General features: G+C 63.1%; 28 protein-coding genes and 1 tRNA gene. 16 read left to right on the top strand and 13 right to left on the bottom strand.

The window, feature by feature from the left end; translation table 11 throughout:
* Positions 1–2: 2 nt before the first annotated feature.
* Together GJR96_RS02455 and GJR96_RS02450 are read right to left on the bottom strand one after the other, a co-directional pair.
* Entirely contained in the window at positions 3–188 is a 186-nt protein-coding gene (locus tag GJR96_RS02455; RefSeq protein ID WP_004970382.1) for a ribbon-helix-helix domain-containing protein, read from the bottom strand.
* A 217-nt stretch (positions 189–405) separates the two neighbouring features.
* Positions 406–1,014 (bottom strand): double zinc ribbon domain-containing protein, encoded by a 609-nt coding sequence (locus GJR96_RS02450; RefSeq protein ID WP_151161482.1) that lies wholly within the window; start codon positions 1,012–1,014, stop codon positions 406–408.
* Positions 1,015–1,128: 114 nt separating this feature from the next.
* On the opposite strand from GJR96_RS02450, the gene GJR96_RS02445 reads away from it, so the two are divergent.
* Positions 1,129–1,202 (top strand) — tRNA-Tyr (locus GJR96_RS02445).
* A gap of 265 nt (positions 1,203–1,467) precedes the next feature.
* A complete protein-coding gene (locus GJR96_RS02440) occupies positions 1,468–2,451 on the top strand; it encodes an aldo/keto reductase (protein ID WP_151161481.1) in 984 nt (327 codons plus the stop codon).
* A gap of 15 nt (positions 2,452–2,466) precedes the next feature.
* On the opposite strand, the gene GJR96_RS02435 is transcribed toward GJR96_RS02440, so the two are convergent.
* Together GJR96_RS02435 and GJR96_RS02430 are read right to left on the bottom strand one after the other, a co-directional pair.
* Positions 2,467–3,066 carry a flavin reductase family protein gene (locus GJR96_RS02435; RefSeq protein ID WP_151161480.1) on the bottom strand — a complete coding sequence of 200 codons (600 nt, stop codon included), beginning with the start codon at positions 3,064–3,066 and terminating at the stop codon, positions 2,467–2,469.
* Positions 3,067–3,231: 165 nt separating this feature from the next.
* Positions 3,232–3,711 carry a peroxiredoxin family protein gene (locus GJR96_RS02430; RefSeq protein ID WP_151161479.1) on the bottom strand — a complete coding sequence of 160 codons (480 nt, stop codon included), beginning with the start codon at positions 3,709–3,711 and terminating at the stop codon, positions 3,232–3,234.
* Between the two features lie 157 nt (positions 3,712–3,868).
* Here GJR96_RS02430 and GJR96_RS02425 point away from each other — a divergent pair, with 157 nt between their 5' ends.
* From GJR96_RS02425 to GJR96_RS02370, 12 genes are all read left to right on the top strand, one after another.
* Positions 3,869–5,071 (top strand): M24 family metallopeptidase, encoded by a 1,203-nt coding sequence (locus GJR96_RS02425; RefSeq protein WP_151161478.1) that lies wholly within the window; start codon positions 3,869–3,871, stop codon positions 5,069–5,071.
* A 58-nt stretch (positions 5,072–5,129) separates the two neighbouring features.
* Positions 5,130–5,765: an HAD family hydrolase gene (locus tag GJR96_RS02420; protein ID WP_151161477.1), complete on the top strand. Its 636-nt coding sequence runs from the start codon at positions 5,130–5,132 to the stop codon at positions 5,763–5,765.
* A complete protein-coding gene (gene cbiB, locus GJR96_RS02415; protein ID WP_151161476.1) occupies positions 5,756–6,658 on the top strand; it encodes an adenosylcobinamide-phosphate synthase CbiB in 903 nt (300 codons plus the stop codon). Before GJR96_RS02420 ends, cbiB begins: the two co-directional genes overlap by 10 nt.
* On the top strand, positions 6,649–7,413 hold the full coding sequence (gene cobS / locus GJR96_RS02410) for an adenosylcobinamide-GDP ribazoletransferase (RefSeq protein WP_151161475.1): 765 nt from the start codon (positions 6,649–6,651) through the stop codon (positions 7,411–7,413). Before cbiB ends, cobS begins: the two co-directional genes overlap by 10 nt.
* Positions 7,413–8,015, top strand: coding sequence for an NTP transferase domain-containing protein (locus GJR96_RS02405; RefSeq protein ID WP_151163877.1), 603 nt, complete (start codon positions 7,413–7,415; stop codon positions 8,013–8,015). The genes cobS and GJR96_RS02405 overlap by 1 nt, the downstream gene beginning before the upstream one ends.
* Positions 8,006–9,007, top strand: coding sequence for a nicotinate-nucleotide--dimethylbenzimidazole phosphoribosyltransferase (locus tag GJR96_RS02400; RefSeq protein WP_151161474.1), 1,002 nt, complete (start codon positions 8,006–8,008; stop codon positions 9,005–9,007). Before GJR96_RS02405 ends, GJR96_RS02400 begins: the two co-directional genes overlap by 10 nt.
* A gap of 51 nt (positions 9,008–9,058) precedes the next feature.
* A complete protein-coding gene (cobD, locus tag GJR96_RS02395) occupies positions 9,059–10,069 on the top strand; it encodes a threonine-phosphate decarboxylase CobD (protein ID WP_151161473.1) in 1,011 nt (336 codons plus the stop codon).
* Positions 10,062–10,802: an adenosylcobinamide amidohydrolase gene (locus GJR96_RS02390; RefSeq protein ID WP_151161472.1), complete on the top strand. Its 741-nt coding sequence runs from the start codon at positions 10,062–10,064 to the stop codon at positions 10,800–10,802. The genes cobD and GJR96_RS02390 overlap by 8 nt, the downstream gene beginning before the upstream one ends.
* Before the next feature lie 98 nt (positions 10,803–10,900).
* Positions 10,901–11,914 carry a pyridoxal phosphate-dependent aminotransferase gene (locus GJR96_RS02385; protein ID WP_151161471.1) on the top strand — a complete coding sequence of 338 codons (1,014 nt, stop codon included), beginning with the start codon at positions 10,901–10,903 and terminating at the stop codon, positions 11,912–11,914.
* A 282-nt stretch (positions 11,915–12,196) separates the two neighbouring features.
* On the top strand, positions 12,197–12,970 hold the full coding sequence (locus tag GJR96_RS02380) for a nucleotide-binding protein (protein WP_151161470.1): 774 nt from the start codon (positions 12,197–12,199) through the stop codon (positions 12,968–12,970).
* Positions 12,967–13,521, top strand: a complete 555-nt coding sequence (locus GJR96_RS02375; protein WP_151161469.1) for a hypothetical protein — start codon at positions 12,967–12,969, stop codon at positions 13,519–13,521. Before GJR96_RS02380 ends, GJR96_RS02375 begins: the two co-directional genes overlap by 4 nt.
* 102 nt (positions 13,522–13,623) lie before the next feature.
* Complete coding sequence (locus tag GJR96_RS02370; RefSeq protein WP_151161468.1) at positions 13,624–14,082, top strand: OsmC family protein; 459 nt, start codon at positions 13,624–13,626, stop codon at positions 14,080–14,082.
* A 72-nt stretch (positions 14,083–14,154) separates the two neighbouring features.
* Here GJR96_RS02370 and GJR96_RS18450 read toward each other — a convergent pair whose 3' ends face one another.
* From GJR96_RS18450 to GJR96_RS02330, 8 genes are all read right to left on the bottom strand, one after another.
* Entirely contained in the window at positions 14,155–14,673 is a 519-nt protein-coding gene (locus GJR96_RS18450; RefSeq protein WP_225317693.1) for a chemotaxis protein CheD, read from the bottom strand.
* Positions 14,670–15,968, bottom strand: coding sequence for a chemotaxis protein CheC (locus GJR96_RS18445; RefSeq protein ID WP_151161467.1), 1,299 nt, complete (start codon positions 15,966–15,968; stop codon positions 14,670–14,672). The genes GJR96_RS18450 and GJR96_RS18445 overlap by 4 nt, the downstream gene beginning before the upstream one ends.
* The gene (locus GJR96_RS02355) at positions 15,965–16,609 is read right to left on the bottom strand and encodes a chemotaxis protein CheC (RefSeq protein WP_151161466.1); all 645 of its coding nucleotides are present in this window, start codon (positions 16,607–16,609) and stop codon (positions 15,965–15,967) included. The genes GJR96_RS18445 and GJR96_RS02355 overlap by 4 nt, the downstream gene beginning before the upstream one ends.
* A 5-nt stretch (positions 16,610–16,614) precedes the next feature.
* Complete coding sequence (locus tag GJR96_RS02350) at positions 16,615–19,836, bottom strand: chemotaxis protein CheA (protein ID WP_151161465.1); 3,222 nt, start codon at positions 19,834–19,836, stop codon at positions 16,615–16,617.
* Positions 19,837–19,891: 55 nt separating this feature from the next.
* Complete coding sequence (locus GJR96_RS02345; RefSeq protein WP_151161464.1) at positions 19,892–20,269, bottom strand: response regulator; 378 nt, start codon at positions 20,267–20,269, stop codon at positions 19,892–19,894.
* Positions 20,270–20,333: 64 nt separating this feature from the next.
* Positions 20,334–20,837, bottom strand: a complete 504-nt coding sequence (locus GJR96_RS02340) for a chemotaxis protein CheW (RefSeq protein WP_151161463.1) — start codon at positions 20,835–20,837, stop codon at positions 20,334–20,336.
* Positions 20,838–20,883: 46 nt separating this feature from the next.
* Entirely contained in the window at positions 20,884–22,980 is a 2,097-nt protein-coding gene (locus tag GJR96_RS02335; RefSeq protein ID WP_191965795.1) for a methyl-accepting chemotaxis protein, read from the bottom strand.
* 279 nt (positions 22,981–23,259) lie between these two features.
* A complete protein-coding gene (locus tag GJR96_RS02330; protein ID WP_151161461.1) occupies positions 23,260–23,811 on the bottom strand; it encodes a heme NO-binding domain-containing protein in 552 nt (183 codons plus the stop codon).
* A gap of 179 nt (positions 23,812–23,990) precedes the next feature.
* On the opposite strand from GJR96_RS02330, the gene GJR96_RS02325 reads away from it, so the two are divergent.
* The gene (locus GJR96_RS02325) at positions 23,991–24,356 is read left to right on the top strand and encodes a group I truncated hemoglobin (protein WP_151161460.1); all 366 of its coding nucleotides are present in this window, start codon (positions 23,991–23,993) and stop codon (positions 24,354–24,356) included.
* 365 nt (positions 24,357–24,721) lie between these two features.
* Positions 24,722–25,186 carry a MaoC family dehydratase gene (locus GJR96_RS02320; RefSeq protein ID WP_151161459.1) on the top strand — a complete coding sequence of 155 codons (465 nt, stop codon included), beginning with the start codon at positions 24,722–24,724 and terminating at the stop codon, positions 25,184–25,186.
* A gap of 36 nt (positions 25,187–25,222) precedes the next feature.
* Here GJR96_RS02320 and GJR96_RS02315 read toward each other — a convergent pair whose 3' ends face one another.
* A complete protein-coding gene (locus tag GJR96_RS02315) occupies positions 25,223–25,669 on the bottom strand; it encodes an ester cyclase (RefSeq protein WP_151161458.1) in 447 nt (148 codons plus the stop codon).
* Between the last annotated feature and the right edge of the window lie 84 nt (positions 25,670–25,753).

Below are 25,753 nucleotides of genomic sequence, written 5' to 3'. Positions count from 1 at the left end.
GTTTACACCTTCGCCCAGCCGCGCTTGCTGGTCGATTCGCGCTGGCGTTTGTCGGTCGTCTGTTCGTTGAGCATCTCGCGGACGGCGGACCGAATGGCCTCAGATCGGTTCGGGAATTCACCCGTCTCGACCATTCGCTCGACTTCCTCGATTTGCTGCTTCGGAATTCGTAGTGTCACACGCTCCATATTTTCATTCCCCCGGTAAGACGGCGCGCCGCACCTGTGTGCGAATGTCTTACGGCCCAAAACCAACGGACTGCGCCGAGTTACGGGCCGCCGTTGGGTGGCTGTAAGACAACCGTCTTACGCGATAGTCACCACAAAGCGATAGGATATAAATGTAACGGCGATTGTAAGACGAGGGCTGAATCACCCGTATACGGGCGATTAATCGGTGGTTATGCTACTCGAGGACGTCGGCGGCAGGTGTCCGACGGCCACAATCTGGGCAAAACGCCCAGTCAGAGCGGAGTTCGTCACCGCACTCACAGAAGACTCGTTGGGAGGTCTTCTCTCCGCAGTTCGGGCAGTATACGTGTGAGGAGTCCACCGATTCGCCGCACTGGCCGCACGCTGATTCCGCCTCGTACGGTTCTGCCTCTTCAATTTGACTCGGTGTCTTACGTTCCCCATTCGGCGTCGATTCCCGCCCGTACTCCGCGTTTACGGACGAATCGGGACTCGCCCCGTCGACGTTGATGTTGACGTTTACGTCGGACCGGGTGTGTTCGTCTGTTTGGGTAGCCAGCGTCTCCTCGACGAGTTCTGGGAGACGGTCGGACAACTGTGCTTCGACGAGGCGTTCGACTCGCGTCGCCAGCGCTGCATCGAGTTCGCTTTCATCGTCGGGGTGTTTCGTTTCGGTGTCCGAGTGGGCCGCAGACTCGTTCTCACGTTCCACTTGGTCGAGGTACTCACGGAGTGCCTCGCGCATGGCCTCGCTCTTCGACGTGTCGAGGCCGTCCAGACGCTCGACGAGTGCATCGTCGGCGCGGAACGTGATTTTCGTCATCTATCCGGGAATCATGTTGTTGGCATATTAATGTTCGCCTCCGTCTGACAGACAGCACACGCGCGGCGGGCGAATGATAATCGTTAAAACCGTCCACCGGATAGAAATCAGTGACCGCTCTTAGCTCAGCCTGGCAGAGCAGCCGACTGTAGATCGGCTTGTCCCCCGTTCAAATCGGGGAGAGCGGACTTTTCCTGCGAACAACGTGAGCAGTGAAACGTCCCCCTCGACCCGATTTGAGCAGCGAGCGAACGCAGTGAGCGAGTGAGTTCAAATCACCGTGGCTCGCCATGCTCGCCACGAGCACTCGCTCGTTTCACTCACGAGTACGGGGAGAGGGACTTCTCGTGCGACCGACGTGAGCAGTGATTCCTCTCGCGGCCCAACCGTGTCGTCACGTACACACCTTCCGCGACCCCGTGATTTACTGGTCGTCTCTCTGTACCACCGTACATGGATTCCAGACCACTCGGTACGACAGGATTCGACGTCTCGGAAATCGGTCTCGGAACGTGGCAACTCGGGGGCGACTGGGGTGCCGTCTCTGACGAGGACGCCACCGACGCGGTCCACGCCGCACTGGACGCCGGAATCACGTTTCTCGACACGGCAGACGTGTACGGTGATGGTGATAGTGAGCGACGAATCAAGTCGGTCCTGAAGGAACGCGACGACGACGTCGTCGTCGCGACGAAGGCGGGGCGGCGACTCGACCCACACGAGGCGGACCGCTACACCCACGAGAACCTCGAACAGTTCGTCGACCGGAGTCGTGAGAACCTCGGCGTCGACTCGCTCGACCTGGTCCAACTGCACTGCCCGCCGCGTGACGTCTACTATCGTCCCGAAGTGTTCGACGCCCTCGACGCCCTGAAAGACGCCGGGAAGATAGACCACTACGGCGTGAGCGTCGAGAAGGTCGAAGACGCGCTCAAGGCCATCGAATACGACGGCGTCGAGACGGTTCAGATAATCTTCAACCCGCTCCGTCAGCGACCTGCCGAACTGTTCTTCCGCGAGGCCCAGCGCCGAAACGTCGGCGTCATCGTGCGTGTTCCACTCGCCTCTGGTCTCCTCACCGGTGCGCTCTCAGAAGAGACCGAATTCCCCGAGGACGACCACCGCAACTACAACCGCCACGGCGAGGCGTTCGACGTGGGCGAGACGTTCGCGGGTATCCCCTTCGAAGACGGCCTCGCCGCAGCAGAATCACTCGAATCCGTCGTTCCAGACGGCGTCTCACTCACCCAGTTCACACTCCGCTGGATTCTCTCGTTCGACGCCGTGAGCACCGTCATCCCCGGGTCCAAGACACCGTCGCACATCCGTGACAACGTCGCTGCCGCGTCGCTGCCACCGCTGTCGGCCGAGCAGTTCCACCACGTCGAGGAGGTATACGATACGTACGCACGCGAGCACGTCCACCATCGCTGGTGAATCGCTGACCGAACGCTACGTCTCTTTCCACGGACGGTCGACCTGGAACGGTTCGAGGTTCGCGTAGTACGACCCGGTCAACCGACCGACTGCGTCTATCTTCGTCACGTCGATTTTCCCATCTGTCAACAGTGAGTCGTCGACGTGGATTCGTTCGATGTGTCCGAAGACCACGGTGTGGTCGCCGATGTCCATCGTGTCGTGGAGTGTGCACTCTATCGTCGCTTTCGCCGCGGCGACGAGTGGAACGTCGACGGTGGTGGCTTCGCGCCGTTCGAGTCCGACGACGTCGAACTCGTCGGTGCCCGGTTCGACGGACTCGCTCGTCCGGTCCATCTGTTCGACGAGGTCTGCAGTGACGAGGTTGAGGCCGAATGCACCCGTCTCGACGGCGTTCTGCGCCGAGTCCTTCAGCGTTCCATCCGCCCGGTTCTCGGCCGAGAACATCACGACCGGTGGTTCTGCCTCGATGACGCCCATGTAGAAACTGAACGGGGCGAGGTTGTCGACGCCGTCGGCGCTCCGCGTGGAGACCCACCCTATCGGTCGCGGGATAATCAGACTCGTCAGCAGGCGGTACATGTCGTCGACGGCGTTCTCGGGGTCGATATCCATCATCGCTCATCGGTAAACGAGTGTGATAAGTGTTCTCTCGTGCCGAACGACAGGATTCCGCGAGAGACGAACTGAGCGTCGCAGCGACGCGACACGACACGACACGACCCGGCTCAGTGTCGGGGCGACGGGGGGAGCGTACGGATGGGAGTGAAGTCGGGTCGGTTACGCGAAGATGTCTTCGTAGTCGTTGCGGATGAAGTAGCGAACCCAGTTGCCGTAGGTGCGGTCGGCGGGGTGGTCGGCAACCTGTTCGTACTGAACGATACCGTCTTCGTCGACGACGTACGTGCCGGCGATACCGGTCACGCCGTGACTCGTCTCTTCGGTTCCGCTATACTCGTCTGCGACCGACCCATCTGGGTCGGCCGCGAGTTGGAAGTCGAAGTCGAACCGGTCGCGCATCTCGGTCAGGTCGCCCAGTTCGCTCGTCACGACGGGCAACACGTCGACGCCGTCGTTGAACCAGAGGTCGTAGGCGACTTCGTCGAAGGTCTGGAGTTGTTCGGCACAGAACGAACACCAGTGACCGCGGTTGACGAGGACGACAGTCGGACCACTCTCCAGCGTCTCGGAGAGGGTTACTTCGTCGCCGGCGGTGCGTTCGAGCGTGAAGTCGGGGGCTTCGGTTCCCAGCAGACTCATCGGACGAGTCGAAGGCCCACGGGCATCTATATCCGGGGTAGTCGGGTACTGTTCGCGCATAGCCCTCGCGGCCACCACCGGTTTTGACGTTATGTCGTCCGTGATTGTTTGCATCGCAAGCATGCTACTTATCCGCATACAAAGTGATAATTATGTTATGTCTTCGCGTCTTCCCACGAACGAGTTCGCCGCACGCCTCGACGCTATCCGCGGGAGTCTCGCGGACACGACTGCCGACGCAGCACTCTGGTTCGATGCGACGAACATCGAGTACCTCTCGGGGTTCAACCACGTCCAGACCGAACGTCCCGTCGCACTCGTCGTCACCGACGGTCGGGTGGAACTCGTCGTCCCGCGCCTCGAATTCGAACGTGCGAGTGAGATAGACAGAATCGACCGGGTCCGTTCGTACTTCGATTATCCCCACGGTGACCCGATAGGGACTATCGTCGAGACGCTCCGAGAACTCGACGTGACGTGCGTCGCCGCCGACATGGACGGCGCACCGGAGACGATGGGATACTGTGGACCCCTGCTTTCGGCCTCGGTCGACGTCGTCGAGCAGTCGTGGGCCGACCGGATGCGCTGGGAGAAGACCGACGCCGAACTCGTGTGCATCCGTGAGTCAGTGCGGTGGGCGAACCTCGGCCACCAGTACCTCGTCGACTACACCGCGGTCGGTGCCCACCCGATTACCGTCTCACAGCGCGCGTCTATGGACGCGTCGCGTGCCATGCTCGACACACTCGGCGAGAGATACGCGGTTCGGACACGCGGCGTCGGCCCGGTTCACGCTGGGTACATCTCTGGTGCACAGACGGCCCGTCCACACGGGTTTACTCCCAACGAGCGACTGTCTGAGGGAGACGTCATCATCACGGGTGCGACGGCGAACGTCGATGGATACCACTCCGAACTGGAGCGAACGATGTTCCTCGGCGACCCCACCGACGACGACGAGTATTACTTCGACCTCATGCTGGAAGCACAGGAAATCGCTATCGACGCACTCGGCCCCGACGTGCCAGTCGATTACGTCGACTACGCCGTCTGGGAGTATTTCGAAGAACAGGGTGTGACGGACCTCGCGCGACACCACGTCGGCCACAACATCGGCCTCGGCGCGCACGAACCGCCGTACATCGACCGAGGGTGGGCCGACCACTGCACCGACCCGGTCACCGACCACACCGAATCGGACGCCGACATCGCTCCCGGTCAAGTCTACACCATCGAACCCGGCCTCTACACCGAGACGGCCGGTTATCGACACTCCGACACGGTCCTCGTCACCGAGTCCGGAACGGAGACGCTCACCTACTTCCCCCGCGATATCGAGTCGAACACGATTCCCGTTTGAACCGTCGTCCGCCTCGCGCTTCGCCAAATTCAAGTAGAGTTTCACCAATGCAATCGTAGTGGCAGTCACGTTCGACCTCTTCGGCACGCTCGTCGACGCCGAGTACCCCGCCGACCCCGGAACCGCAGTCGCGGATGCACTTCGCACGTACGGTGTCGATGTCCCCACGGATTGGGACGACGCCTACCGCGAGGTTCACATCGACGCCCCCGAGGGGGCAGAAGTTCCGCTCCCGGCGCACGTCTCGGCGGCACTTCGGTCACGCGGCGTCGAGTCGCCAGACAACGCCGCTCGGCGGGCAGTCATCACTGCGTTCGACCCCGAGGTGACGACGCGACCCGGTGCCGTCGAGGCAGTCGAGGCCGCCCGTAATACCGGTCCTGTCGGCCTCCTGTCGAACTGCTCGGTTCCGGAACTCGTCGCACGGACGCTCATCCGGTCGGACCTCGACCGCCATGGATTCGACGCCATCACGACCAGCGTGGCCTGTGGCTGGCGAAAACCACACCCGCAAGCCTTCGAAGCAGTCGCGCGCGCCCTCGACGTGGACCCCGCAGAGTTGGTTCACGTCGGCGACGACTCGGACACCGACGGCGGTGTCGAGAGCGTCGGCGGGCGATTCGTGGACGTACGAACGACCACGCTCGATTCGCTCGCAGCGCGATTCCGGTCTGGGAGGGACCCGTGCCCGTGACGGCGACAGTGGCCGTCGTCGTCGCCGCGGCCCTCGACCGGTTGTTCGCCGAACCACCGGCACAGATTCACCCGGTCGCCCTCTTCGGCCGTCTCGTCGCCCCGTTCGACCGCGAGTGGTCACTCCCAGTTGCGGTCGGTGCACTCGTCGCGCTCTTCTTGCCCGCCGCCGCGGGAGGTGTCGTCGCTGCCACGACGTGGGGCGCGTCGCTCGTCTCTCCGTGGGCGGGAGTCGGCGTCGCCGCACTCACACTCTTTTCGACGACGAGTCTGCGGATGTTGCTCGACGCGACAGAGACAGTCGTCGTGGCGACGACAGACGATATCGAGACGGCTCGGACGGAACTGCGTGCCCTCGCCGGACGCGACTCGGCGTCGCTCTCTGCGGGCGAAATTCGAAGCGCTGCTGTCGAGAGCGCGGCCGAGAACCTCGCGGACGGACTGGTCGCACCGCTGTTCGTGTTCGCACTCCTCGCGCCGGTCTCACTCTCGCTCGCGGCGGGGGCGGCCGCGTGGGTCAAAGCCGTCAACACGCTCGACTCGATGCTCGGGTATCACCACAAACCGGTCGGCCGCGTTCCGGCGCGCCTCGACGATGCAGTGATGTGGCTTCCGGCACGCGCGTCGGCCGTCTTACTGGCCGTGGTCGCTGGGTCACCGGGCGTACCCTCTCGCATCCGGTCGCTCGCCCGCCGGCCAGCGTCACCCAACTCCGGGTGGCCGATGGCGACGCTGGCGGCGCTTCTCGGGACGCGACTGGAGAAACCCGGCCACTACTTGTTAGACGCAGGGGCCGACTTCCCTGACGCCGACACGGCCGCACGCGGCGTCCGTCTCGTCTCCCGTGCCGGACTCGTCGCCTTCGCCCTCACGGGGGTGGTCGCGTGGTTCTGAACGCGGTCCGCGGCGGCCTCGGGTTCCTCACCCGACTCCCGGTTGGCGGTGGCGAGTCCGAGTGGGACGCCTTCAGACGGACACCCGCCGCGTTTCCACTCGTCGGCTACGTGGTCGGGGGCCTCGCAGCGCTCCCGTTGCTCCTTCCCCTCCCGATTCCGACCGCGGCGGCGCTCTACCTCGTCACCATCTACCTCGTGACGGGCGTCACCCACGCCGACGGCCTCGCTGACCTCGGTGATGCGGCCGTCGTCCACGGCGACGCCGAGCGCCGACTCTCGGTCCTCAAAGACTCTCAAACGGGCGTCGGTGGCCTCCTCGCACTTGGACTCACGCTCGTCGTCCTCGGTCTCGGGGCGTTCGGTCTCGCGGGCGCTGGCGGTCGTCTGACACTCACTGCCGGCGTCGCGATTGCGCTCGCGGCCGAAGTTGGTGCGAAGGCTGGAATGGCGACGCTCGTCTGCCTCGGTGACCCGGCCCACGAGGGCCTCGGGTCGGCGCTCGTCGGCGAGAACGACCCGTCGGGACTCCTCGCCGTCGTCGTTTCCTGTCTCCCTGTGGTCGCGCTTGCGCCAGTCACAGGCGGTCCTGCCGTCGTCGCTGCACTCGTCTGTGGCCCAGTCGTCGCCCTCCTCGTTCGCTCGTGGGGGCGGCAACGACTCGGCGGCGTCTCGGGAGACGTCCTCGGCGCGACGAACGAACTCGCGCGGGCGACGGCGATTCACGTGGGGGTGGTGACGTGGACGCTCTTGTGATGTGCGGTGGCCGCGGGACTCGCCTCGACGCGCCGGTGGAAAAGCCGCTGGTCGAGATTTGCGGCCGGCCCATGCTCGACCACGTCGTCGAGGCACTCCAACAGTCGCAGGTCGAGGCCGTCTATGCGGTCACGTCTCCGCACACGCCTGAGACGCGCACGCGTGCGCAAGAACTCGGTGTCGACTGCATCGACGCCCCCGGTGACGGATACGTCTCGGACCTCGGATTCACCCTCGGCCGCGTCTCACGTCCGGTCGTGACCGTCGTCGCCGACCTCCCACTGTTGCTCCCCTCCCACGTCGATGCAGTCGTGGAGGCCGCCGACGGCGGGTCGCTCACGGCGTGTGTCCCGGTGGACGCCAAACGTGACCTCGGCAGCAGCATCGACGAATCGCTCGTCTTCGACTACCGCGGCGAGGCAGTCTGTCCGACTGGACTGAGCGTCGTCGGCCCCGACACCCGAGAACGTACAGATACCGAACCAGACACAGCAGACACCGAAGACACAGATTCGACCGTGTACCTCACTACCGACACCCGATTGGCACTCAACGTGAACCGACCGACAGACATCGCGCTCGCGGAGGACCGATGCGAGTAGTCCTCGTCGCGGGAACAACTCGGACCGCAGAGATTCCCGGCATCAGCGCCGCCGGTGCCGACCCGTCGCTCGTCGGCCACACGCCGAGCGCCGACGCCGAGATTATCGAGTACGGTCAGACTGTCCGGTCGCCCGTGACTCCCGTCAGTCCGACCGGGTGTCCGACGCCCGCCGCAATCACGCGCGCGGTGCGCGAACTCACCGGATTCGACACACTCGTCGTCGACGCCGGCCTCTCCGAAGCGACTGCCGCGCCGACGATGGACGTCGGAGCACGGCCCGGCCGCGACATCCGCGAGGCTGAACCGGTCCCAACCGCGCCGGGCGCATTCGAGGCCGCACGACAGGTCGGGGCGGCACTCCCCGACGACGAACTCGTCATCGGTGAGACGGTCCCCGGCGGAACGACAACCGCACTCGCGGTGTTCCGCGCTCTCGGCGAGACGTTCCCCGTGTCGTCGTCGCTTCCGGAGAACCCGACGGGTCTCAAAGAAGATGTGGTCGCCGAAGCATTGGACGCGAGCAGTCTGTCTCCCGGCGACGCCGCCCACAAACCGGAACTCGCCGCCCGATACCTCGGCGACCCCGTCCTCCCCGTCGCCGCCGGTCTGACCGTCGGTGCACTCGAAGCCGATATCGACGTGACACTCGGCGGCGGCACCCAACTGCTCGCGGCGTCGGCACTCGTCCGACACGCAGGCGCAGTCGGCGACCTGACGTTGGCGACGACGGCGTACCTCGCCGACGACGTTCCCGAACTCGAAGCGGCGGCCGACGAACTCGACGTTGACCTCGTCGTCACCGACCCCGGATTCGAGACGCACCCGCTCGACCAGTACGCCGCCGGCGAGGCCAAAGAGGGTGCTGGCATGGGCGGAGCGCTCTATCTCGCCGACCACATGGGCGTCCTCGACGACGTGGAGGCGGCGACGCTCGACGTGCTGTCGCGGTTAGACCCGCAAGCCGTCGATGGAGTCGAGGATGGTCACTGAGGCTATCGACGGGGCAGAGAATGGACGCTGAGACTGCCTCAGGGGGAGAGCATGGACCCTGAATCCGTCGCACGGGCGACGCGCGTCCCTCACGGTGGAACAACCGACGAGTCAGTTCTGGACTTCAGCGCGAACACCAACTCTGTCCGGCCGGCCGGCGTGGAAGACGTGTACGCTGACGCACTCACAGCCTCGACACGGTACCCCGACGACGACTACGGCGACTTTCGAGCGGCGGCGTCAGACTACGTCGACTGCGACGCCGACTCGGTGGTCCCGACCGCCGGTGGACTCGAAGCGCTCCGACTCGCGTTCGAGGTTACGCTTACCCCCGGCGACTCGGCGCTCGTCCCCGAACCGAGTTTCAGTGAGTACGACCGCGAGATTCGACTGCAAGGGGCCGACCCAGTCGCCGTCGGACACGACGAGATTCTCGACGTCGACCCGGAACCACACGAGGTTGCAGTCGTCTGTACGCCCAACAATCCGACTGGCGAACTCGCAGACCCCGACCGACTTCGTGCCTTTGCGTCTCGATGCCGCGACGCCGATACCGTCCTCGTCGTGGACGAGGCGTTCCTCGACTTCACCGACGCGCCGAGTCTCGCGGGCGAACCCGGCGTGGTCGTCGCTCGCTCGCTGACCAAGATGTTCGGTCTCCCCGGTATTCGGGCGGGATTCGCCGTCGCAACCGGTGACCTCGGCGACCGACTCGCCGTCGCTCGGCGCTCGTGGTCGCTTTCGACACCCGCAGCACGAGTCGGCGCCTTCTGCATGCGACAGACCGCGTTCGTCGAAGACACCCGCACCCGTGTCGCACGCGAACGAGCGCGTATCGCCGAGTCGGTGTCGGAGCAGTTCGACGTGTCCCCGTCAGACGCGCCCTACCTCCTGTTCGACGTGGGTGACCGCGACGTAGATTCGGTGGTCGAGGCGGCCCGCGAACGCGGTGTCGCCATCCGCGACGCGACGACGTTCCCGACGCTCGATTCGCACGTCCGCGTCGCCGTGAAACGCCCCGAAGAGAACGACGAACTCCTCCGTGCACTCGCCGATGTTTGAGGCGACACAACGCGACGGTGTCTGCCGAATCTATCGCCCCGAGACGCGTTGGCTTTCGACGGGATACGCCGGAGGGGAGTCACACGGCCCAGTCGCCTACAACGTGACCGTCCCCGACGGGTGGCCAGAGACCGACCTCGACGCCTACATCGACCGACGACGGACTGACGCGGGGTTCGAGGAGACGGGGCCGACGCTGTTGACGGGCGTCGAACAACAGCACGCCCGGCGCGCCCGCTTCGGACCGGTCGAGGCCATCGTCACTGCTGGCGTGTCCAACCCGGCGGCGCTGCCGATGGAGTTCGAGTCGGAAGACGCAGACGCCAGCGAGGAAGGCACGCTCGGAGAGACGAACCGGCCGTCGTCCCCGAGCGACGACGACCACCTCGGTACGGTAAACGTCGTCGTCGGGACGACGCGGGCACTGGAACCGGGTGCTCTGGCGAACCTCGTCGCGGTTGCCGCCGAAGCGAAGGCCGCGACGTTACTGTCACGGTGTGGGTCGCCGGGGACGACGACAGATGCCGTAATCGCCGCCTCCGACCCTGCTGGCGAGTCGGAGTCGTTCTCTGGAAGTGCGACCCCAGTGGGGCACGCAGCACGCGTCTGCGTCCGTGACGCACTTCTGGCGAGTCTCGACTCGCGATACGCGACAGTGTCGATTCCACGAGATGTCGACTCGGCGCAGTACGGGGTCGTCGCCGACGACAGGGCAGACGTCTCACGAATTTGAAATCGGTGGAGTGAGGGCACATATACCGAAAAATTATCACCGGTACATAACAAGTCTATTAAGAAGAATTGAATATGGCTCGTATCTAGCAAGAGACCATGGACCCCGGTTCGGTACCCGACGTCGACCCCGTTACGCACGGCGGGACCGCAGACCATACGCTCGTAGATTTCAGCCTGGGTTCGAACCCAGAACGGCCACCAGGCCTCGCCGGTATCTACGAGTCGGCGTTTTCGACGTCCCGCCGCTACTCCCTCGACGATTACTCGGAGTTTCGCGTCGCCGCTGCCGAGTACGTCGGATGCGACCCAGACCAAATCGTCCCGTCAGCAGGCGTCATCGAAGGTCTCAGACTCGCAATCGGTGTGACTGTCTCTCCCGGTGACACCGTCGCGATTCCTGCACCCTGCTGTGGCGAGTACGCGCGTGAAATCCGTCTGCAAGGTGGCGAACCGGTCCACGTGCCGTACGACCGAATTCTGGACGACGTCGACCCTGGCGAACACGCCGCAGTGATTCTCAGTCACCCGAGCAACCCGATGGGGTCGGCGTACCCGACGTCAGACCTCCGGGCGTTCGTCGACGAGTGCCAGTCTGCCGACACGCCACTCCTCGTCGACGAGTCGTTCCTCGGGTTCACCCGCCTGCCGAGTACCGCCGGCCTCGACGGTGTCATCACGCTCCACTCGGTGACGAACGTCTTCGGCGTCCCGTCGCTCAGGGCAGGATTCGCCGCCGCGACGGGCGAACTCCGCGACAAACTCACTCGTGCGCGGTGTACGTGGGTACTGTCGGCACCGGCCGTCGAGGCGGCGACCTACTGCCTCAAACAGGAGGAGTTCCTCGAAGAGACCCGCGACCGAATCGCCCGAGAGCGACCCCGGATGGTCTCGGAACTCGAAACGTTCGGTTACGAGGTGTACCCGGCCGACAGTTCGCTCGTCTTGTTTCGGGCCGACGATGTCGACCGAGTCCTCGGAGAGACCAGAAAACGCGGATACGCGGTTCGAGACGCCCGATACTATCGCGGCCTCGACTCCCACGTTCGCATAAACGTCCGCCGTCCGCACGAGAACGACGGCCTCCTCGACGCACTCGCCGAAGCGGTCTGAGGAGGCGACTCGTCCCACGATTTTCGCCCGACTGGGCGCACACGCACCCGTTACAGATTCAGGTAGACGATGAGCGCGATGGTTGCGAGCGTCGCGTAGACGGCGAGTGTCGACCCATCGACCACAAAAGACAACGTTCCGATTGCAACAGAAGCCATTATTTCCTGTTTGTTTGACTCATCTCGAAAACAATAACTGTTGTTCCTAAACGAGTCGAGATTCGCCGGCGCACGTAAACCATCCTTCCGAACACTTATGCGAAGACGACAGGCACGTGGTGATATGGTCGAGGCGTTCGCCGTCGCCAGTGGGAAAGGCGGCACGGGAAAGACGACGAGTACGCTCGCGCTGGGGATGGCGCTCGCCGAGGAGTACGACGTGACCGTCATCGACGCCGACACGGGGATGGCGAACCTGCTGTTTCACGCCGGTCTGGACGACGCCGACGTGACCCTCCACGACTTGCTCGTCGAGGACCGAGACGCCAGCGTCGACGACGCCGTCTACGAGCGATTCGGGATGTCCGTCGTCCCCTGTGGAACGAGTCTCGCCGCGTTCGAAGCGGCAGACCCGATACGACTCCGTGACGTGGTCGCCGAACTCGCTCGCGACACCGACGTGCTCTTGCTCGACTCGCCCGCCGCCCTCGGGTCGAAGAGTGCGGTCTTACCAATCGTACTCGCCGACCGAATCGTCGTCGTCTTGCAACCGACGGTACCGTCACTGTCGGACGGGCTGAAGGTACAGGAGTACGCCCACTCGTACGGGACCGACACGGCAGGTGTCGTGTTCAATCGCGTCCGACCGGACGAGAACGTCGACCGAATCGCCGAACAGGCGAGTCGCTACTTCGGGGGACAGACTCTCGCGTCGGTTCCAGAGAGTGACGCCGTCCGGGCCGCCCGTCGGGCCGGTGAACCCCTGTTGGCACACGCGCCGGACGACGCGGCGGCAGACGCCTTTCGCGAGGCGGCAGCACGACTGGACGTGCGCGATGGTGACGGTCGAGACGTCGCAGAGCGGTTCAAGAGCGCCGTCGTCCCCGACCGCGTATGAGGATTCCGCGCGGCGCACTTCTCAGGTCACGCGTGGTCGACGACCCGGGCGAGGTGCTCGAAACGGTCCTCGACGAGAGCCTCACCGGATACGTCGTCTTCGAACCGCAGGATGCGCTCCTTCTCGGCGAAGCGACGAGGGGCGTCGTCACCTTCGAAGACGGTATCCCGGTACTCGCGTACGACACCGAACGGGACTGTGGGGGACGAGATGGCTTAGACGGGTTCGCCGTCACCGGCCCGACCCGAGTCACAGTCCACGCCGTCGACGCCGACGAACTCGCAGAAGCACACGAGACTGTCGAGTTTCGCGTCCCGCCGGGCGAACCGGCACGCACCCTCGCTGGCGACGAACGATTGGCCGAGCGAACGACAGCGGCAGCGCCCGACTACCGCCGCGAAGAGGGACGCGACCAGAGTTCTGTCGAGGCGTTCCTCGCCGACGCCGAGGCTATCGAGGCGATTCGCTCCGAGGCCAGACGAGAGGCCCGTACTCGGGCCGAAGAGTGGGGCCTCGACGACGTCCTCGCCGACCAGTCCGATTCTGCGTGAGGGGAGTGTCGCCACTTGACGGGCCAGACAGTCACTAACACGCTTCTCGAAGCTTGAGAAGCGCTAATTGGGGTTAATACTGTAGCGAGTGAATTTTGAGATATGTCCACAGAAACTCAGTCTCGAATCCTCACCTTCGACGTCAGCGCACAGGCGGAAAGCCACACCAAGACCCGCATCTCGACCCGCGACTTCGAGTTCGTCGTCGACGAACCTGCCACACTCGGTGGGACCGACGTCGGCCCGAACCCCGTCGAGTACCTCCTCGGTGCACTCGCCGGGTGCATGAACGTCACCGCCCACCAGGTCGCCCGCGAGATGGACCTCGACGTACGTGACCTCGAAATCAACATCGCGGGTGACCTCGACCCCGCGAAGTTCATGGGGATGAGCGACGACTCCCGCGCAGGCTACGAAGAGATTCGTGTCGACATCTCGGCCACCGTCGACGCGTCCGACGAGACCATCCAAACGTGGCTCTCGGCGGTCGAAGAACGCTGCCCGGTGAGCGACAATCTCACCAACGGCACCCCGCTCGCACTCTCGTTTACGTTCCAGTGAGCGCGTAACACGAATCGACCGACAAACTCCCTCCTTCCACCACTCGTTCTGCGTGTAGGTAGTAGACTTTCGCTACAGTACTTCGACGTCGTCAGCGTGTGCGGTGGTGACTTCGAGTCGTCCGGTCGCGGTGTCGAACTCGACGGTTCGACCGTGTTCGCCACCAGTCGCTTCGGCGACGATGGGAACGTCGAGACGGTCGAGTTCCTCGCGGGCGACGGCGACGTTCTTCGTGCCGACACCCTTGCCGAGCGCTTTGAGTTCGAAGATATCCGCGCCGCCGACGAGTCGCGCTTCGATAGTCGAGTACCCAGCGCCCGCTTCGACCATCTCGCGGAGCATCGTCTGGATGGCGGCGTCGACGTACTTCCCCGAGGATGCACCGAGACCCGTGTCCTGCCGTGGCAAGAGTGTGTGTGCGAGTGCTCCGACTTTGCTGTCGGTATCCCAGAGTGCGATGGCGATGCACGCGCCGAGGCCGTAGGCGATGAGCGTCTCGCCCTCGCTCGTGACGTGATATCCAGAGACACCGACGAGGCGTTCTTCGCGAGTCGACTCCACGTCGTCGTCGCCGAAGTCGAACGTCTTCACAGGTCGTCGACCTCCTCGAACGTGCCGGCCGCAATCTCTTCGACGACGTCGGCGTCGAACTCTTGAGCTTCGAACTCGGTCTCTTCGACGTCGTGTTCCAGCGACTCGTCGATGCGTCGGGCGTCGAGTCGGTCCAGTGCCGCTTCGAGGTCCGACTCGTCTGGAATCGCGTAGATATCCACGTCGAACTCCCTGTCGACGGCGTGGATGCGCGTGTCGAAGACGAATGCGAACTCCTGAACCTCGCTCAGACCGACGATGAGGGGGTCGACGACTGCGGCACCCATGTCGTGAGAGTAGGCAGGCGTCGAGTGGTCGATGGTCGCGTCGAGCATGTTCGCCCACCCGTCGAGGAGGCCACTCGTCATGACGTTGCTCAACTCTTTGATGGCGTCCTGCTCGAAGGCACCGAGTCCGCCGCCGGGAGACTCGCCGACGGTGGCGGCGACGAGTTCGTTCGCCGACTTCGGGTCGAACAGGAACAGGAGGTACCCGCCGAGTGTCCCACTGAAACTGAACGCGACGCTGACGAGTGGTTCGTTCGGAACCGTCTCCGGGATGGCGTCGAGCGAGATGAAGTTGATACGGCGGATGTCGACGCCCATCTCGATGTTCGTCATCCGTGTGAGGTTTTCGGCGACGCGGGTGGCACCGTGCTGGGCCATCTGGTCGAACCCGGCGAGTTTCTCGTACTCGATACCCTCGTCGTCCGTCTGCGTCTCGAAGAGACGAGAGATAGAGTCGTGTTCGGGGATGAGGTAGTGTTCGAACCCGAATTCGGTCCCGGTCGTCTCGATTTGGCTCTGGAAGACGAGTGCCAACTCCTCGTGCATGTTGGTGAACTCGTCCTCGTCGATGAACGCCGTCGCCGTGTCGCCGATGACGTACTCGGGGGCGGACACGTCGATTTCCGCCTGCAGCACGTCGGCCCATCCATCGACGAACCCACTGTTCATGATGTGACAGAGTTCGACGATGGCGCTCGTCGCCAGTTCGTTGGTCGCTTCGTCGTCCACGTCGTCGACGAGTGTGCCGGCCACCGAGAGTGCGCTCTCGTGGTCGAACAACAAGAGAGAGGTCCCCGAGAGTTCGCCGTCCATGGTGACACGAATCCCGACTTTCTCGCCGCCGTCGTCGAGTTCGTTGCGAATCTCAGAGCGGTGCGTGAAGTGGAGTCGGGTGACTTTCACACGGCTATCGAACTCCGACATCGAGTTCAGGCGCGTCGCGGCGAGTCCAGCACCCTCGCGGGCCATCTCGTAGAACGTGCCGAGTGCGTTGACGTTTAACTTCACGACTCGACCCCCGCGGCAACTGTGTCCATGTCGAGGCGGTTCAGAATCTCGACGAACACCTCGTTCTCCGGGAACAAGTAGAGTTCGACGTCGATGTCGTGGCTCGTGATGTGGAACTTCGTCTCGAGGTAGAGGCCTCTGTCGTCTTCGTCGGTGACTGCTCGCTCGATAATCTGTGGCAGTTGGCTATTTCGCGTGACCGGTGGCCACGTCGCGATGTGCTGGTCGAACGTGTCTGCAAGCGCGTCGAGGAACCCGTTTGCGACCATCCCACCGAGTTCGACGATGGAACTGACCGCCATGTCGTTCGACACGTCGGCGACGTCCTCGTTGGTATCTGCGAGCATCATTCGGACGGCGCGTTTCGCACTCGCTGGCGGGAACAACACGAGGATGCACCCGTGGGGAACGCCGTTGAGGCCGACTCTGACGCCGAGTCGCTTCTCCGACGGGAACGCCAGGTCGACACTGTCCTCGTCGACGAACCCGTTTTTGACGACTTCGGAGCGGACGGCGGTGGATTTTCCGGCCAGTTTTCCGAGTCGAGATTCGACACCGGTGACGCCCAACTCGCCGAGATAGTTCAAGACGCCGAGCTTTTCGATGTCGATTCGGTGCTGTCCCGTCGTTGATTGATTCATCTCTGTCATAGTGTAGTCACGTCTACGATGTTCACCAGTGTGCCATCCCCGCTCATCGTCGCCCCGCTGATTCCGGGCACGTCACCGAGCAGTTTCTCGTACGGTTTGACGACGACTTCGCGTGCGTCGTCCACCCCGTCACAGAGGAGGGCAGCGTTCCGCGTCTCCGGGGCCAGTCGGACGAGGACGCGCTTCCCGGCGCCCGGTTCGCCGTCGTCGGTGTCGCCTCTGTCGGCGGCGCCGTCAGTCTCGTCCTCGACACCCAGTTCTTCTCCGAGACGGAGCAGTGGGATGTGTTCGGGGTAGTCTGCGACGTGGTCGGGCCACTCGATGGCGACCGTTCCATCGCCCGGGAGGTCGGTCTCGTCTACGACTTCGACGTCGTCGACGACGCTCGCCGGAATCGCGTACTGCTCGGGACCGACGTCGACGAAGAGCATCTTCGCGACGGCGACTGAGACCGGAAGGCGCACGCGGACGGTGGTTCCCGACCCCGGTTCGCTCTTCAGGTCGACTGTTCCGTCCAGCGAGTTGACGGTCCGCCTGACGGCGTCCATCCCGACACCCCGGCCGCTGACGTCTGTCACCTCGTCGGTGGTCGAAAACCCGGGTTCGAAGACGAGGTCGTACACCTCGTCGAGTGAGAGTCGTTCGGCCCGCTCGCGGGAGACGATGTCACGGTCGATGGCCTGCTGACGGACTCGTTCGGCACTGATGCCTCGGCCGTCGTCTTCGACTTCGATGACGACGCGTTCGCGGTCTCGCCACGCACGGAGTTCGATGGTTCCTTCGCGTGGCTTGCCCTGTTGGACGCGTTCGTCCGGTGATTCGATACCGTGGTCGACCGCGTTGCGGACGAGGTGAACGAGTGGGTCGCCGAGTTTCTCGACGATACTCCGGTCGAGGTCCACACCCTCGTCGGACACGTCGAAGGCGACTCGCTTGTCTTGAGCGCGGGCGATGTCGCGGACGACGCGCGGGAGGCCGTCAGTGACCGTCGAAAGCGGCATCAGACGGAGGTTCATCACTGTGCGCCGGAGTTCGGACGTCACCGAGTCCATCACCGACAGGTGGTCGTCGATGTCTTCGCCGTCGGACTGCTTGATGCGCAGTTGCGTCAGCGAGAGCTCTTCGACGAGGTTCAACAGCGAGTCTGCGTTCTGCACGTCCACCGTGAGCGACTGAATCTCGTCGCTCTCGCGCGTCTCGCCGAAGTCTGGTGGGTACGACGCGGTCCCACTCGACTGGTATCTGGCGGCGTCGAGACTGCTCTCTTCTATCGTCGCCGACGCGACCTGGACGAGTTGGACTTTGTCGTCGCCGACGCTTCCGCCGAACCGTTCGGCGAAACGGGACTCGAACGCCATCGTGTGTTCGTCGCGTTCGAACGAGACGTCAGCGACCGAGTCACCGTCGAACTCTCCGGCGAGAGACTCCCCAGAGAGTTCGTCCACGTCCGGCAGGTCGATGTCCGGCAAGTCGACGTCGGCCGCCCCGGGTTCGACCGACAGGTCAGTGTCGGCCTGTGACTCGGATACGTCTGTGGTCGCCCGACCGTCGTCGTCGAGTTCGATTCCACCACTCAGGAAGTCCTCGGGGAGGTCGAGGCCGTCGTCGAACTCGTCCGGTTCACCCTCGGTGATTTCGCCGCCGTGGTCGTCTGAGACCCCGATATCGTGGTCTACGAATCCCTCGGAGAGGTCGTCTTCGCCGAGTACCTCGGAGAGGCCGAGGTCGTCGTCCGAGAACGCATCTGCATCGTCGTCCTCGTCGAAGCTCAGGTCGTCGTCTGAGAACTCGTCCGGCAGGTCCAGTCCGTCGTCTGCGAACTCTTCAGAGAGGTCGAGTTCGCCGTCGCCGGATTCGGCTGGGGACGCGGGTTCGTCGTCTGGTTGTTCTGTGAACGCGGCGTCTGGTTGTCCTACGAACTCGTCGTCCGACTGCGTGGTCGAACCCTCGTCGGCAGTGACTCCGGGCGCTGGGTCGTCATCGACAGACGACTCCTCGCCGCCGGGACCGAACGTCTTGCCGTCGGGGAACGAGATTTCGGTGTCGTCTCGAACTCCGCTCGCAGTCACTTCCCCTTCGTCTGCCACCGGTTCGTCGGGGTCGACGACGTCGGCACCCTCGAACGGGTTCGCCGCTTCGGAACTGTCGGCGGTCACGCCTGCTGGTTCGTCCGACACTTGGTCCGGTGCGTGTTCGTCCGCCGTCTGGCCCGTCCCGCTCACCGACTCGGCGTCGCTGTCGGACGTCGCGGCCGGTTCGTAGCCGAAGTCCTCGGGGTGGATTGCGTCGTTTCTGCTGTCGGTGGCTGTGGTGGCCGACGAGTCCACCGACTGGTCGTCGTCTGCCGCAGAATCTGACTGGTGGTCGGCGTCTTCCTCTACGACGTCGGGTCCAGCGACTTCGCCCTCGATGAGGTCCTGAATCGAGAGTTCGTCGTCGTCGTCGAACTCTCCGAACTCGGTCTCGACGAGTTCGTCGTCGAGCGAGGACACGTCGTCCGTCTCGACGCCGCTCTTGATGGCGTCGAAGTCGTCCATCGGTCCGGACGACGGACCCAGCGCTTCCGGAGGGCCGTCCTGACCGTCGGGAACGTCGGCGCTCGCGTGCGGTTCGTCCCGAGGGCCAGCGCCGCGCTGGTCGAACGTTCCCCAGCGGGACTGTTCGTCGGCCGACTCCTCGTCTGGGTCGTCCATGTCGGCCAGCAATCCTTCCAGGTCGTCGAATCCGCTCGCAGATTCGAGTGCGTCGACCACCGTCTGGTCGAACTCGTCGGTGGGTGGGTCGGAAATCGACTCCGGGTCTGCGTCCTGTGCCGACATCGGGTCGTTGGTCCCCGGTTGGTCTCGGTACCGTTGCATCTCCGACCGGAACGTGGAGACGGTCGACTCGGGGTCGGTCTTGATTTCGTCTCCCTCGCGCCACTCGTCGAGTATCGCGTCGATATCGTCGACTGCCGCGAGTGACGCGTCTATCAGGTCGGGATTGGGCGTCAGCGACCCGTCGCGGAGGCCGCTCAGGAAATCTTCGACTGCGTGGGCGAGTCTGCCTGCACCGTCGAGGCCGGCCATTCCGCAGTTGCCCTTCAGCGTGTGCGCGGTCCGGAATAAGTCGTCGACCAGTTCCCGACTGCCCCCGTCGCGTTCGAGTTCGACGAGTCCATTCGTCAGTTGCCGCACGGACGCCCGCGTCTCGCGGACGAACTCATCGTTTCGGCTCACGGTGGCCTCCCGCGAGTACTGACGACGGCTGTCGTGGACGGTTCCTCTGTGTGTCTCATGATTCGTCGGCGAGGATGCTCTCTATCGCGCGGACGATTTCGTCGTCGTCGAACGGTTTCGTGATGTACCCGTCTGCGCCTGCCCGGGCGGCGAGTTCCATCTTCTTGCGCTGTCCGACGCTCGTACACATGATGATGCGGGCGTCTTTGTCGAGGTGCTTGATGGCGGCCGTTGCCTTCACACCGTTTGCCTTGCGCATCACGATGTCCATCAAGACGATGTCGATGTCGTCGCCGTGTTCTTTGTACTTCTGGACTGCCCACGCGCCGTTCTGTGCTTCGTCGACGATTTCGTACGTGTCATCGTCGAGCGCGCTCTTCAGCCTACTTCGCATGTAGCTTGAGTCGTCGACGATTAGAATTCCGATTGACATGTGTGCGTCCTACGTGAACCTCGGTTCGGTTGTGATCATCTGTCTGTGTGGTTTCTCAGTCGTGTTATCGTGCTTCCAGTGGGTGGATGGCGGCGAGGAGTTGGTGGCTATCGAAGACGTGGATGTCGGGTGTCTCGTCGTCACCAATCGTCGCTCTGAACCAGCGGTCGTCGAGTGGCGCGCTTCCCTCGGCCAGTGGTGAAACCGTGTCGACGTGGTGCCGTTCGATACCGTCGACTGCCTCGACGAGGAGGCCGACGAGTTGCGGCGTGTCGTGACGGTCCAAGAGAACGAGGTACGCGTCCTCTGGGTCGGAAAACGGCCGGTCGCTTCCGACGACGGCGTACGTGTCGACGGCGACTGCCACGTCGCCTTCGACGGTCGCCGACCCATAGATGCCCGCTGGGGCGTTCGGGACACGAGTGGTCGCCGGTCTCCAGATGACCTGTCCGACCCGTCCCAACTCCAGTCCGTACCGGTTTCCGTCGAGACGAAACTCGAGGAACTCGATGACCGACTCGGGGGCGACGGTGTCGCCCTCGTCGATGTCGACCGACTGCTCGTTCATCGTCCCCCCCTCTGTGAGCAGCGGTACGCGGTCGTTGAATGCATCATCACTCTGTGGTGTTGTCTACTGGTGACTCCTGCGTCTCTGCTTCGTTCTCGTCGTCTGCTTCTGCGTCAGCGTCCTCGGTCTCGGGGACTTCGTCCGCGATTTCGTCGAGGGCGATGTCGTCGCCGGGTTCCCCGTCGAACGCGAACGTGGATTCGTCCGGCTCTGGGATTTCGTCGACTGGGTCTCCGCCCAACGGGTCGAATGCGTCGGCGTCGGCGTCGGCGTCGCCGGCAGCGCCGTCTTCCTGTGGCACGGGCGCGTCTTCGACGACTCCATCTTCGACGGGGTCTGCGAGTGGGTCCTGCGCGTCGGACTGGACGTCGTCCGCTGGTTCGTCGGACGCGTCCGCGACCGATTCGGTCGACTCGTCGTCGCGGGACTGTACATCTGCGTGGTCGTCGTCGTCGCCGTCGGGTGCGTCTTCCTCGGTCTCCAGCGTGACGGCCATCTCGGTCTCGAACTGAGCGAGCGTCTCGTTCAGCCTGCTCGCCTGCGACGCCAGCGCACTCGCACTGTCCGACACTGCGCTCAGTGCGCGGGTTTGCTCTTCGGCACCAGTCGCCGCGGCACTCGCCTCTTCGACCGTCTCGGCGCTAATCTCGGTCGCGTCGTCGACTGCCGAAAGGACTGCTTGCGTCGCGTCCGCTTGCTGACTCGTCACCGAACTAATCTCCTGCACACCGGTGTTGGTTTCCTGTGCGTTTTCGGCGATTTGGTTGAGTGCCTCCGCCGCGTTCTCGACGGAGTCGGTGTGCTGGGCGATTTGCTCTCGCGTGTCGCGCACTTCCTCGACTGTCTCGGAGGTCTGCGACTGAATCTCTTCGAGTCGCGTCTCGATGTCTGCTGCGGCGTCCTTGGTTCCCTCTGCGAGTTCCTTGATTTCGCGGGCGACGACGGCGAAACCCTGTCCGGATTCGCCGGCGCGGGACGCCTCGATGTTGGCGTTCAATGCCAGCATGTTGGTCTGTTCTGCAATCTCCCGGATGAAGTCGATGAGGTCGTCGATTTGCTGGACTTCGGATTCCAGTCGCTCGATCTCTTCGACCGTGTCGACGGACTCCTGTTCGATCTCTTTCATCCCCTTGATCGCCTCGGTGGCGGCCTCTCGCCCTTCGCGGCCAGTTTCGACCGTCTGTTGGGCGATGTCTGCCACGTCGCTCGACGAGTCGTCGATCTCTTCGATAGTCGCAGAGAGGTTGCTCATGTCGATAGCGACGGATTCGAGGTTGTCGTACTGTGTCTCTGCAACCCCGGAGATACTGTGGAGACTACCAGAGACTTGCTCGCTCCCTTCTCGAACCTCGCGAGCGCTCACGGTGACTTCGTTGCTCAGGGTCGCGACTTCCTTCGCGAAGTTCTCGGCTTCGACCGTCGTCTTCTCGAACTCGGTCATCATCTCGTTGAACTGTGCGGCGAACCTGGCGGCAACCTCGTTCTCGACGTCTTCGTCCATGCGCTGAGAGAGGTCTCCCTCGGCGCACTTCTCGAGAACTCCGGCGTACTCCATCGCCATCGCCCGCAACTGCTGGTTCTCGGTGTCCAGTCTGTCGCGTTCGTTCTGGACTGCGTCCAGTTGTCCACGGAGTGCTTCGAGTTCGTCTGCGTCCTCTTTGCGCGCCGCCAGAACGTCGTTCGTCGCCACGGCGAGTTCCGCCATCGCCTCGTTCGGCGGTGTCGTATCGAGTCGGACGGTCGGGTCGTCGAGTGCCGCTTCGAGGTCGCCGCTGTAGTGGTCTGCGACTGCTTCGACTTTGCGGAGTCTGTTCTCGACCCGTTCGCGGTCCGACGTCGTCTGTTCGAGTCGCTCTTGGACGGTGTCGCGGAGTGTCGCAATCGACGCCGAAAGCCGTCCGACAGCGTCGATTCGTCCCTGTTCGACGTCGACGTCGAGGTTCCCCTCGCTCATCTCGTCGGTCTTCGCGTTGATGGAACTGACCGACTTCATCGTGCTTCTGACCATCAACCCCCCGAGGAACCCACTCACTACGATACCGCCGGCGGCAGCAGCGACGATATCTGTCGGAATTTGGTACGCCGTCGTTCGCCCCACACCTAGTCCCACCGCACCGACGATGACGCCGATGCTGCCCAGCACCACTCCGAACCGAAGTGCATACCGTCGGCGTATGAACCTAGGTAGAAGGAGACCGAGTATATCTACCATATGCCACGAATGTCTCATCTGATACTATAAACCTTCGCACAGTATTGACAATCAGTATTTCAAACTATTCTGGCATTATATGGCGGGTTAAACGGGTCTAAACGGGTACTTTTTCCAAAGTGAAGTTCCCGCGTTCAGTCGATACTCGGGCATCTCTCTCCCGGCCAATCGGTGGTCGAACGGCCGGAAACGACCACGTGATGGAATTCGTCAGGCGTCTTCGGCGTGTTGGACGACGAGTTCACAGTGGTCGTCGCCGTCGTGCATGCAGACCGGTTCGTCGACGTCGAACGGTTCGTCGAAGTGGTCGCCGACACCGGTGATGATGCCTCTCGCGAGGTGGCACAGTTGGCGGTCGGACCGGTAGACGACGCTCACCGTATGGTTGTCTCGCCACCCCGACTCCAGTTCGGGTGGCGTGTACGTCGAAACCTGTTTCGCTCGAAGCGCGATGTGGATGTACCGTTCGACGTTGGCGATGAGTTCGAGTCCGGTCCAGTCTTTGTCGACGTGGACGCCGTAGGTTTCGAGCAGTGGTGGGACGAGGAACTCGCCGAACGCTTCGAGCAAGTCGGGAACGGGTATCTCCGTGAGTTCGGATGCCGTCTCGACGAGGGCGAGAACGTCTTCGTCGGGGTACTCTGTCACCGGAACGTACAGTTTACCGGGGAGACCTGCTTCCTGTTGTAACGTCGTCCACGTCTCGCGGTCGTACGTCTCGACGACGAAGTCCTTCAACTGGTTGAGGACGATTCCGTGCACGACTCAACGCCCTCCGAGTGCTCGTGTCGCTGTTCGATGGGGTGCCCGGGGTGTGGACACGGGGAAAGTGGTCGTTATCACGCTGGGAAGAATATGTTATGTAATCGTATAAAATATTTTCAATCAAATGATTTACACGCTGAGGTAGACTTATCAGAGCGTGACTTAATATCCGGTTAATGTCGGGCAATAAAACTCTCTACGAACGACTCGGTGGAAAAGAGGCAATCTCCGCCGTCGTCGACGAGTTCTACGACCGGATGCTGGCAGACGACGACCTCGCCCACTACTTCGAGGACACGGACATGCAGGCGCAGCGAGCGCACCAGACCCAGTTCATCAGTTCCGTCGCTGGTGGTCCCGTCGAGTATACGGGTGCAGATATGCAGGAGGCACACGAGCACTTGGGCCTCTCACACGAGGACTTCGCGGCGACTGCCACGCACCTCCAGAACGCGCTGGAGGAGTTCGACGTTCCCGAAGACGAAATCGACGAGGTGCTGGGTGCTGTCGCGAGCCTCGAAGACGAAATCGTCAGCGCCTAACTGTTTTCGGCGACGAGACGCCCACAGACACTCGTTTTTGGTGACTCCCCCGACCGGAGAGCGCCCGCCCTGTCTCTCGTCGACACTGGATACGTGTTCCCACAGTGCAAATGACATTAGAAAAACGTTTTAACCCCGGGGCTGGAATACGTCTACTGCAGGTAGATACCTGCACTTGGGTTGCGTATACCGGGGAGTTTTCCCCAGTGTCCGTGGAGTGTGGGCGGGTGCCCGGCCGCCTACGCTCTTACTTCTCTCGCCACCTCTCACGTGAGTCTCCAGACCCTGACCGACGAGTGACTGCTGGGTTCGACGTTTCCCATCACCCCCCGCACTGCTATCCACTTCGCACGCCAAGGAGTAGTATGAGCGACACGACACCGAACTCAACCGACGAAGTCTGGCCACGTGGAACCCCGCGAGTCGGTGAGTACGCCGAACGCTCGCGGAGCGTCGAACCCGAGTACATCGAACTATTCTCGGAGTTGAGCGGCGACCACAACCCACTGCACTACGACGAGGACGTCGCGAAGGCGTCGAAGTTCGGCGAAATCGTCGTTCAGGGCGGGGTCACGAGCGCGATTCTCAACGCCATCGTCGCCGAGGACCTCCCCGGACCCGGCACGGTGTTCCTCAACGTGAACTGGAACTTCACCGCCCCGGTCCGTCCCGGAGACACGATTACTGGATGGGTCGAAGTCACGAAGGTTCGGGAGGACAAGCCGATTACCGAACTCGAGACGGAGGTCACGCGCGACGACGGAACCGTCGTCCTGACGGGGACTGCCGTCTGCTACACGATGCCGCTCCAAGATCGTTCGTCCGAGTGACTGGCCACGATTCTGAAAAATGGTCGTTCGGTGCGCTCACATCTCGGGGAGTTCGACGATACCGAGTTGCGTGAGCATACCGAGCATGTCTGGTTGGACCCAGCGCTCGGCTATCAGTCCGTCTTCGATGCGAGTGAACACCATGTTCCCGACTTCGAACGTGTTCCCGGTGGCCTCGTGGCCCATGAACTCGCCTCTGTGCATGCCACGTAAGGTGACACGCATGGCGACCACGTCGCCCTCGGTGACAACGTCTTCGACTGTCGCCGAGAAGTCACCGAACGCCTCTCGAAGCATCGAAATCTGTCCTTTGAGTTCGTCGCGCCCCCGCAGTTCCCCGAGTGGACTGTGGTCGACGACGTCGTCGGTACAAATCTCGTCTACGAGGTCGATGTTACCCTGTGTCGCGATGTCTTCCGGGTAGCGTCGCGCGAGTTGGGCGTTCGCGTCGGTGCCCGGTGTAGGTGTGCTTGCTGATGCCATTCTAGTCTCTCCATCGTACTCTCCGCAGCGGTGGTCTCGCCTCGTCGTCGCTGGTTCGAGTACTACGTAGCAATATGGTGCGTC

The sequence above is a fragment of the Haloferax litoreum genome (assembly GCF_009674605.1).
Lineage (GTDB): Archaea > Halobacteriota > Halobacteria > Halobacteriales > Haloferacaceae > Haloferax > Haloferax litoreum.
Note: the sequence above shows the minus strand (reverse complement) of the source record. Positions and strands in the feature narration are given on the sequence as shown.

Coding starts and splice junctions, on each gene's coding strand:
- GJR96_RS02320 (WP_151161459.1), top strand. CDS start 24,722: ATGAGCGACACGACACCGAACTCAACCGACGAAGTCTGGCCACGTGGA.
- GJR96_RS02340 (WP_151161463.1), bottom strand. CDS start 20,837: ATGAACGAGCAGTCGGTCGACATCGACGAGGGCGACACCGTCGCCCCC.
- GJR96_RS02315 (WP_151161458.1), bottom strand. CDS start 25,669: ATGGCATCAGCAAGCACACCTACACCGGGCACCGACGCGAACGCCCAA.
- cobD (WP_151161473.1), top strand. CDS start 9,059: ATGGACCCTGAATCCGTCGCACGGGCGACGCGCGTCCCTCACGGTGGA.
- GJR96_RS02375 (WP_151161469.1), top strand. CDS start 12,967: ATGAGGATTCCGCGCGGCGCACTTCTCAGGTCACGCGTGGTCGACGAC.
- GJR96_RS02325 (WP_151161460.1), top strand. CDS start 23,991: ATGTCGGGCAATAAAACTCTCTACGAACGACTCGGTGGAAAAGAGGCA.
- GJR96_RS02435 (WP_151161480.1), bottom strand. CDS start 3,066: ATGGATATCGACCCCGAGAACGCCGTCGACGACATGTACCGCCTGCTG.
- GJR96_RS02355 (WP_151161466.1), bottom strand. CDS start 16,609: ATGAATCAATCAACGACGGGACAGCACCGAATCGACATCGAAAAGCTC.
- GJR96_RS02385 (WP_151161471.1), top strand. CDS start 10,901: ATGGACCCCGGTTCGGTACCCGACGTCGACCCCGTTACGCACGGCGGG.
- GJR96_RS02440 (WP_151161481.1), top strand. CDS start 1,468: ATGGATTCCAGACCACTCGGTACGACAGGATTCGACGTCTCGGAAATC.
- GJR96_RS02400 (WP_151161474.1), top strand. CDS start 8,006: ATGCGAGTAGTCCTCGTCGCGGGAACAACTCGGACCGCAGAGATTCCC.
- GJR96_RS02450 (WP_151161482.1), bottom strand. CDS start 1,014: ATGACGAAAATCACGTTCCGCGCCGACGATGCACTCGTCGAGCGTCTG.
- GJR96_RS02405 (WP_151163877.1), top strand. CDS start 7,413: ATGTGCGGTGGCCGCGGGACTCGCCTCGACGCGCCGGTGGAAAAGCCG.
- GJR96_RS02345 (WP_151161464.1), bottom strand. CDS start 20,269: ATGTCAATCGGAATTCTAATCGTCGACGACTCAAGCTACATGCGAAGT.
- GJR96_RS02455 (WP_004970382.1), bottom strand. CDS start 188: ATGGAGCGTGTGACACTACGAATTCCGAAGCAGCAAATCGAGGAAGTC.
- GJR96_RS02425 (WP_151161478.1), top strand. CDS start 3,869: ATGTCTTCGCGTCTTCCCACGAACGAGTTCGCCGCACGCCTCGACGCT.
- GJR96_RS02370 (WP_151161468.1), top strand. CDS start 13,624: ATGTCCACAGAAACTCAGTCTCGAATCCTCACCTTCGACGTCAGCGCA.
- GJR96_RS02390 (WP_151161472.1), top strand. CDS start 10,062: ATGTTTGAGGCGACACAACGCGACGGTGTCTGCCGAATCTATCGCCCC.
- GJR96_RS02430 (WP_151161479.1), bottom strand. CDS start 3,711: ATGAGTCTGCTGGGAACCGAAGCCCCCGACTTCACGCTCGAACGCACC.
- GJR96_RS02380 (WP_151161470.1), top strand. CDS start 12,197: ATGGTCGAGGCGTTCGCCGTCGCCAGTGGGAAAGGCGGCACGGGAAAG.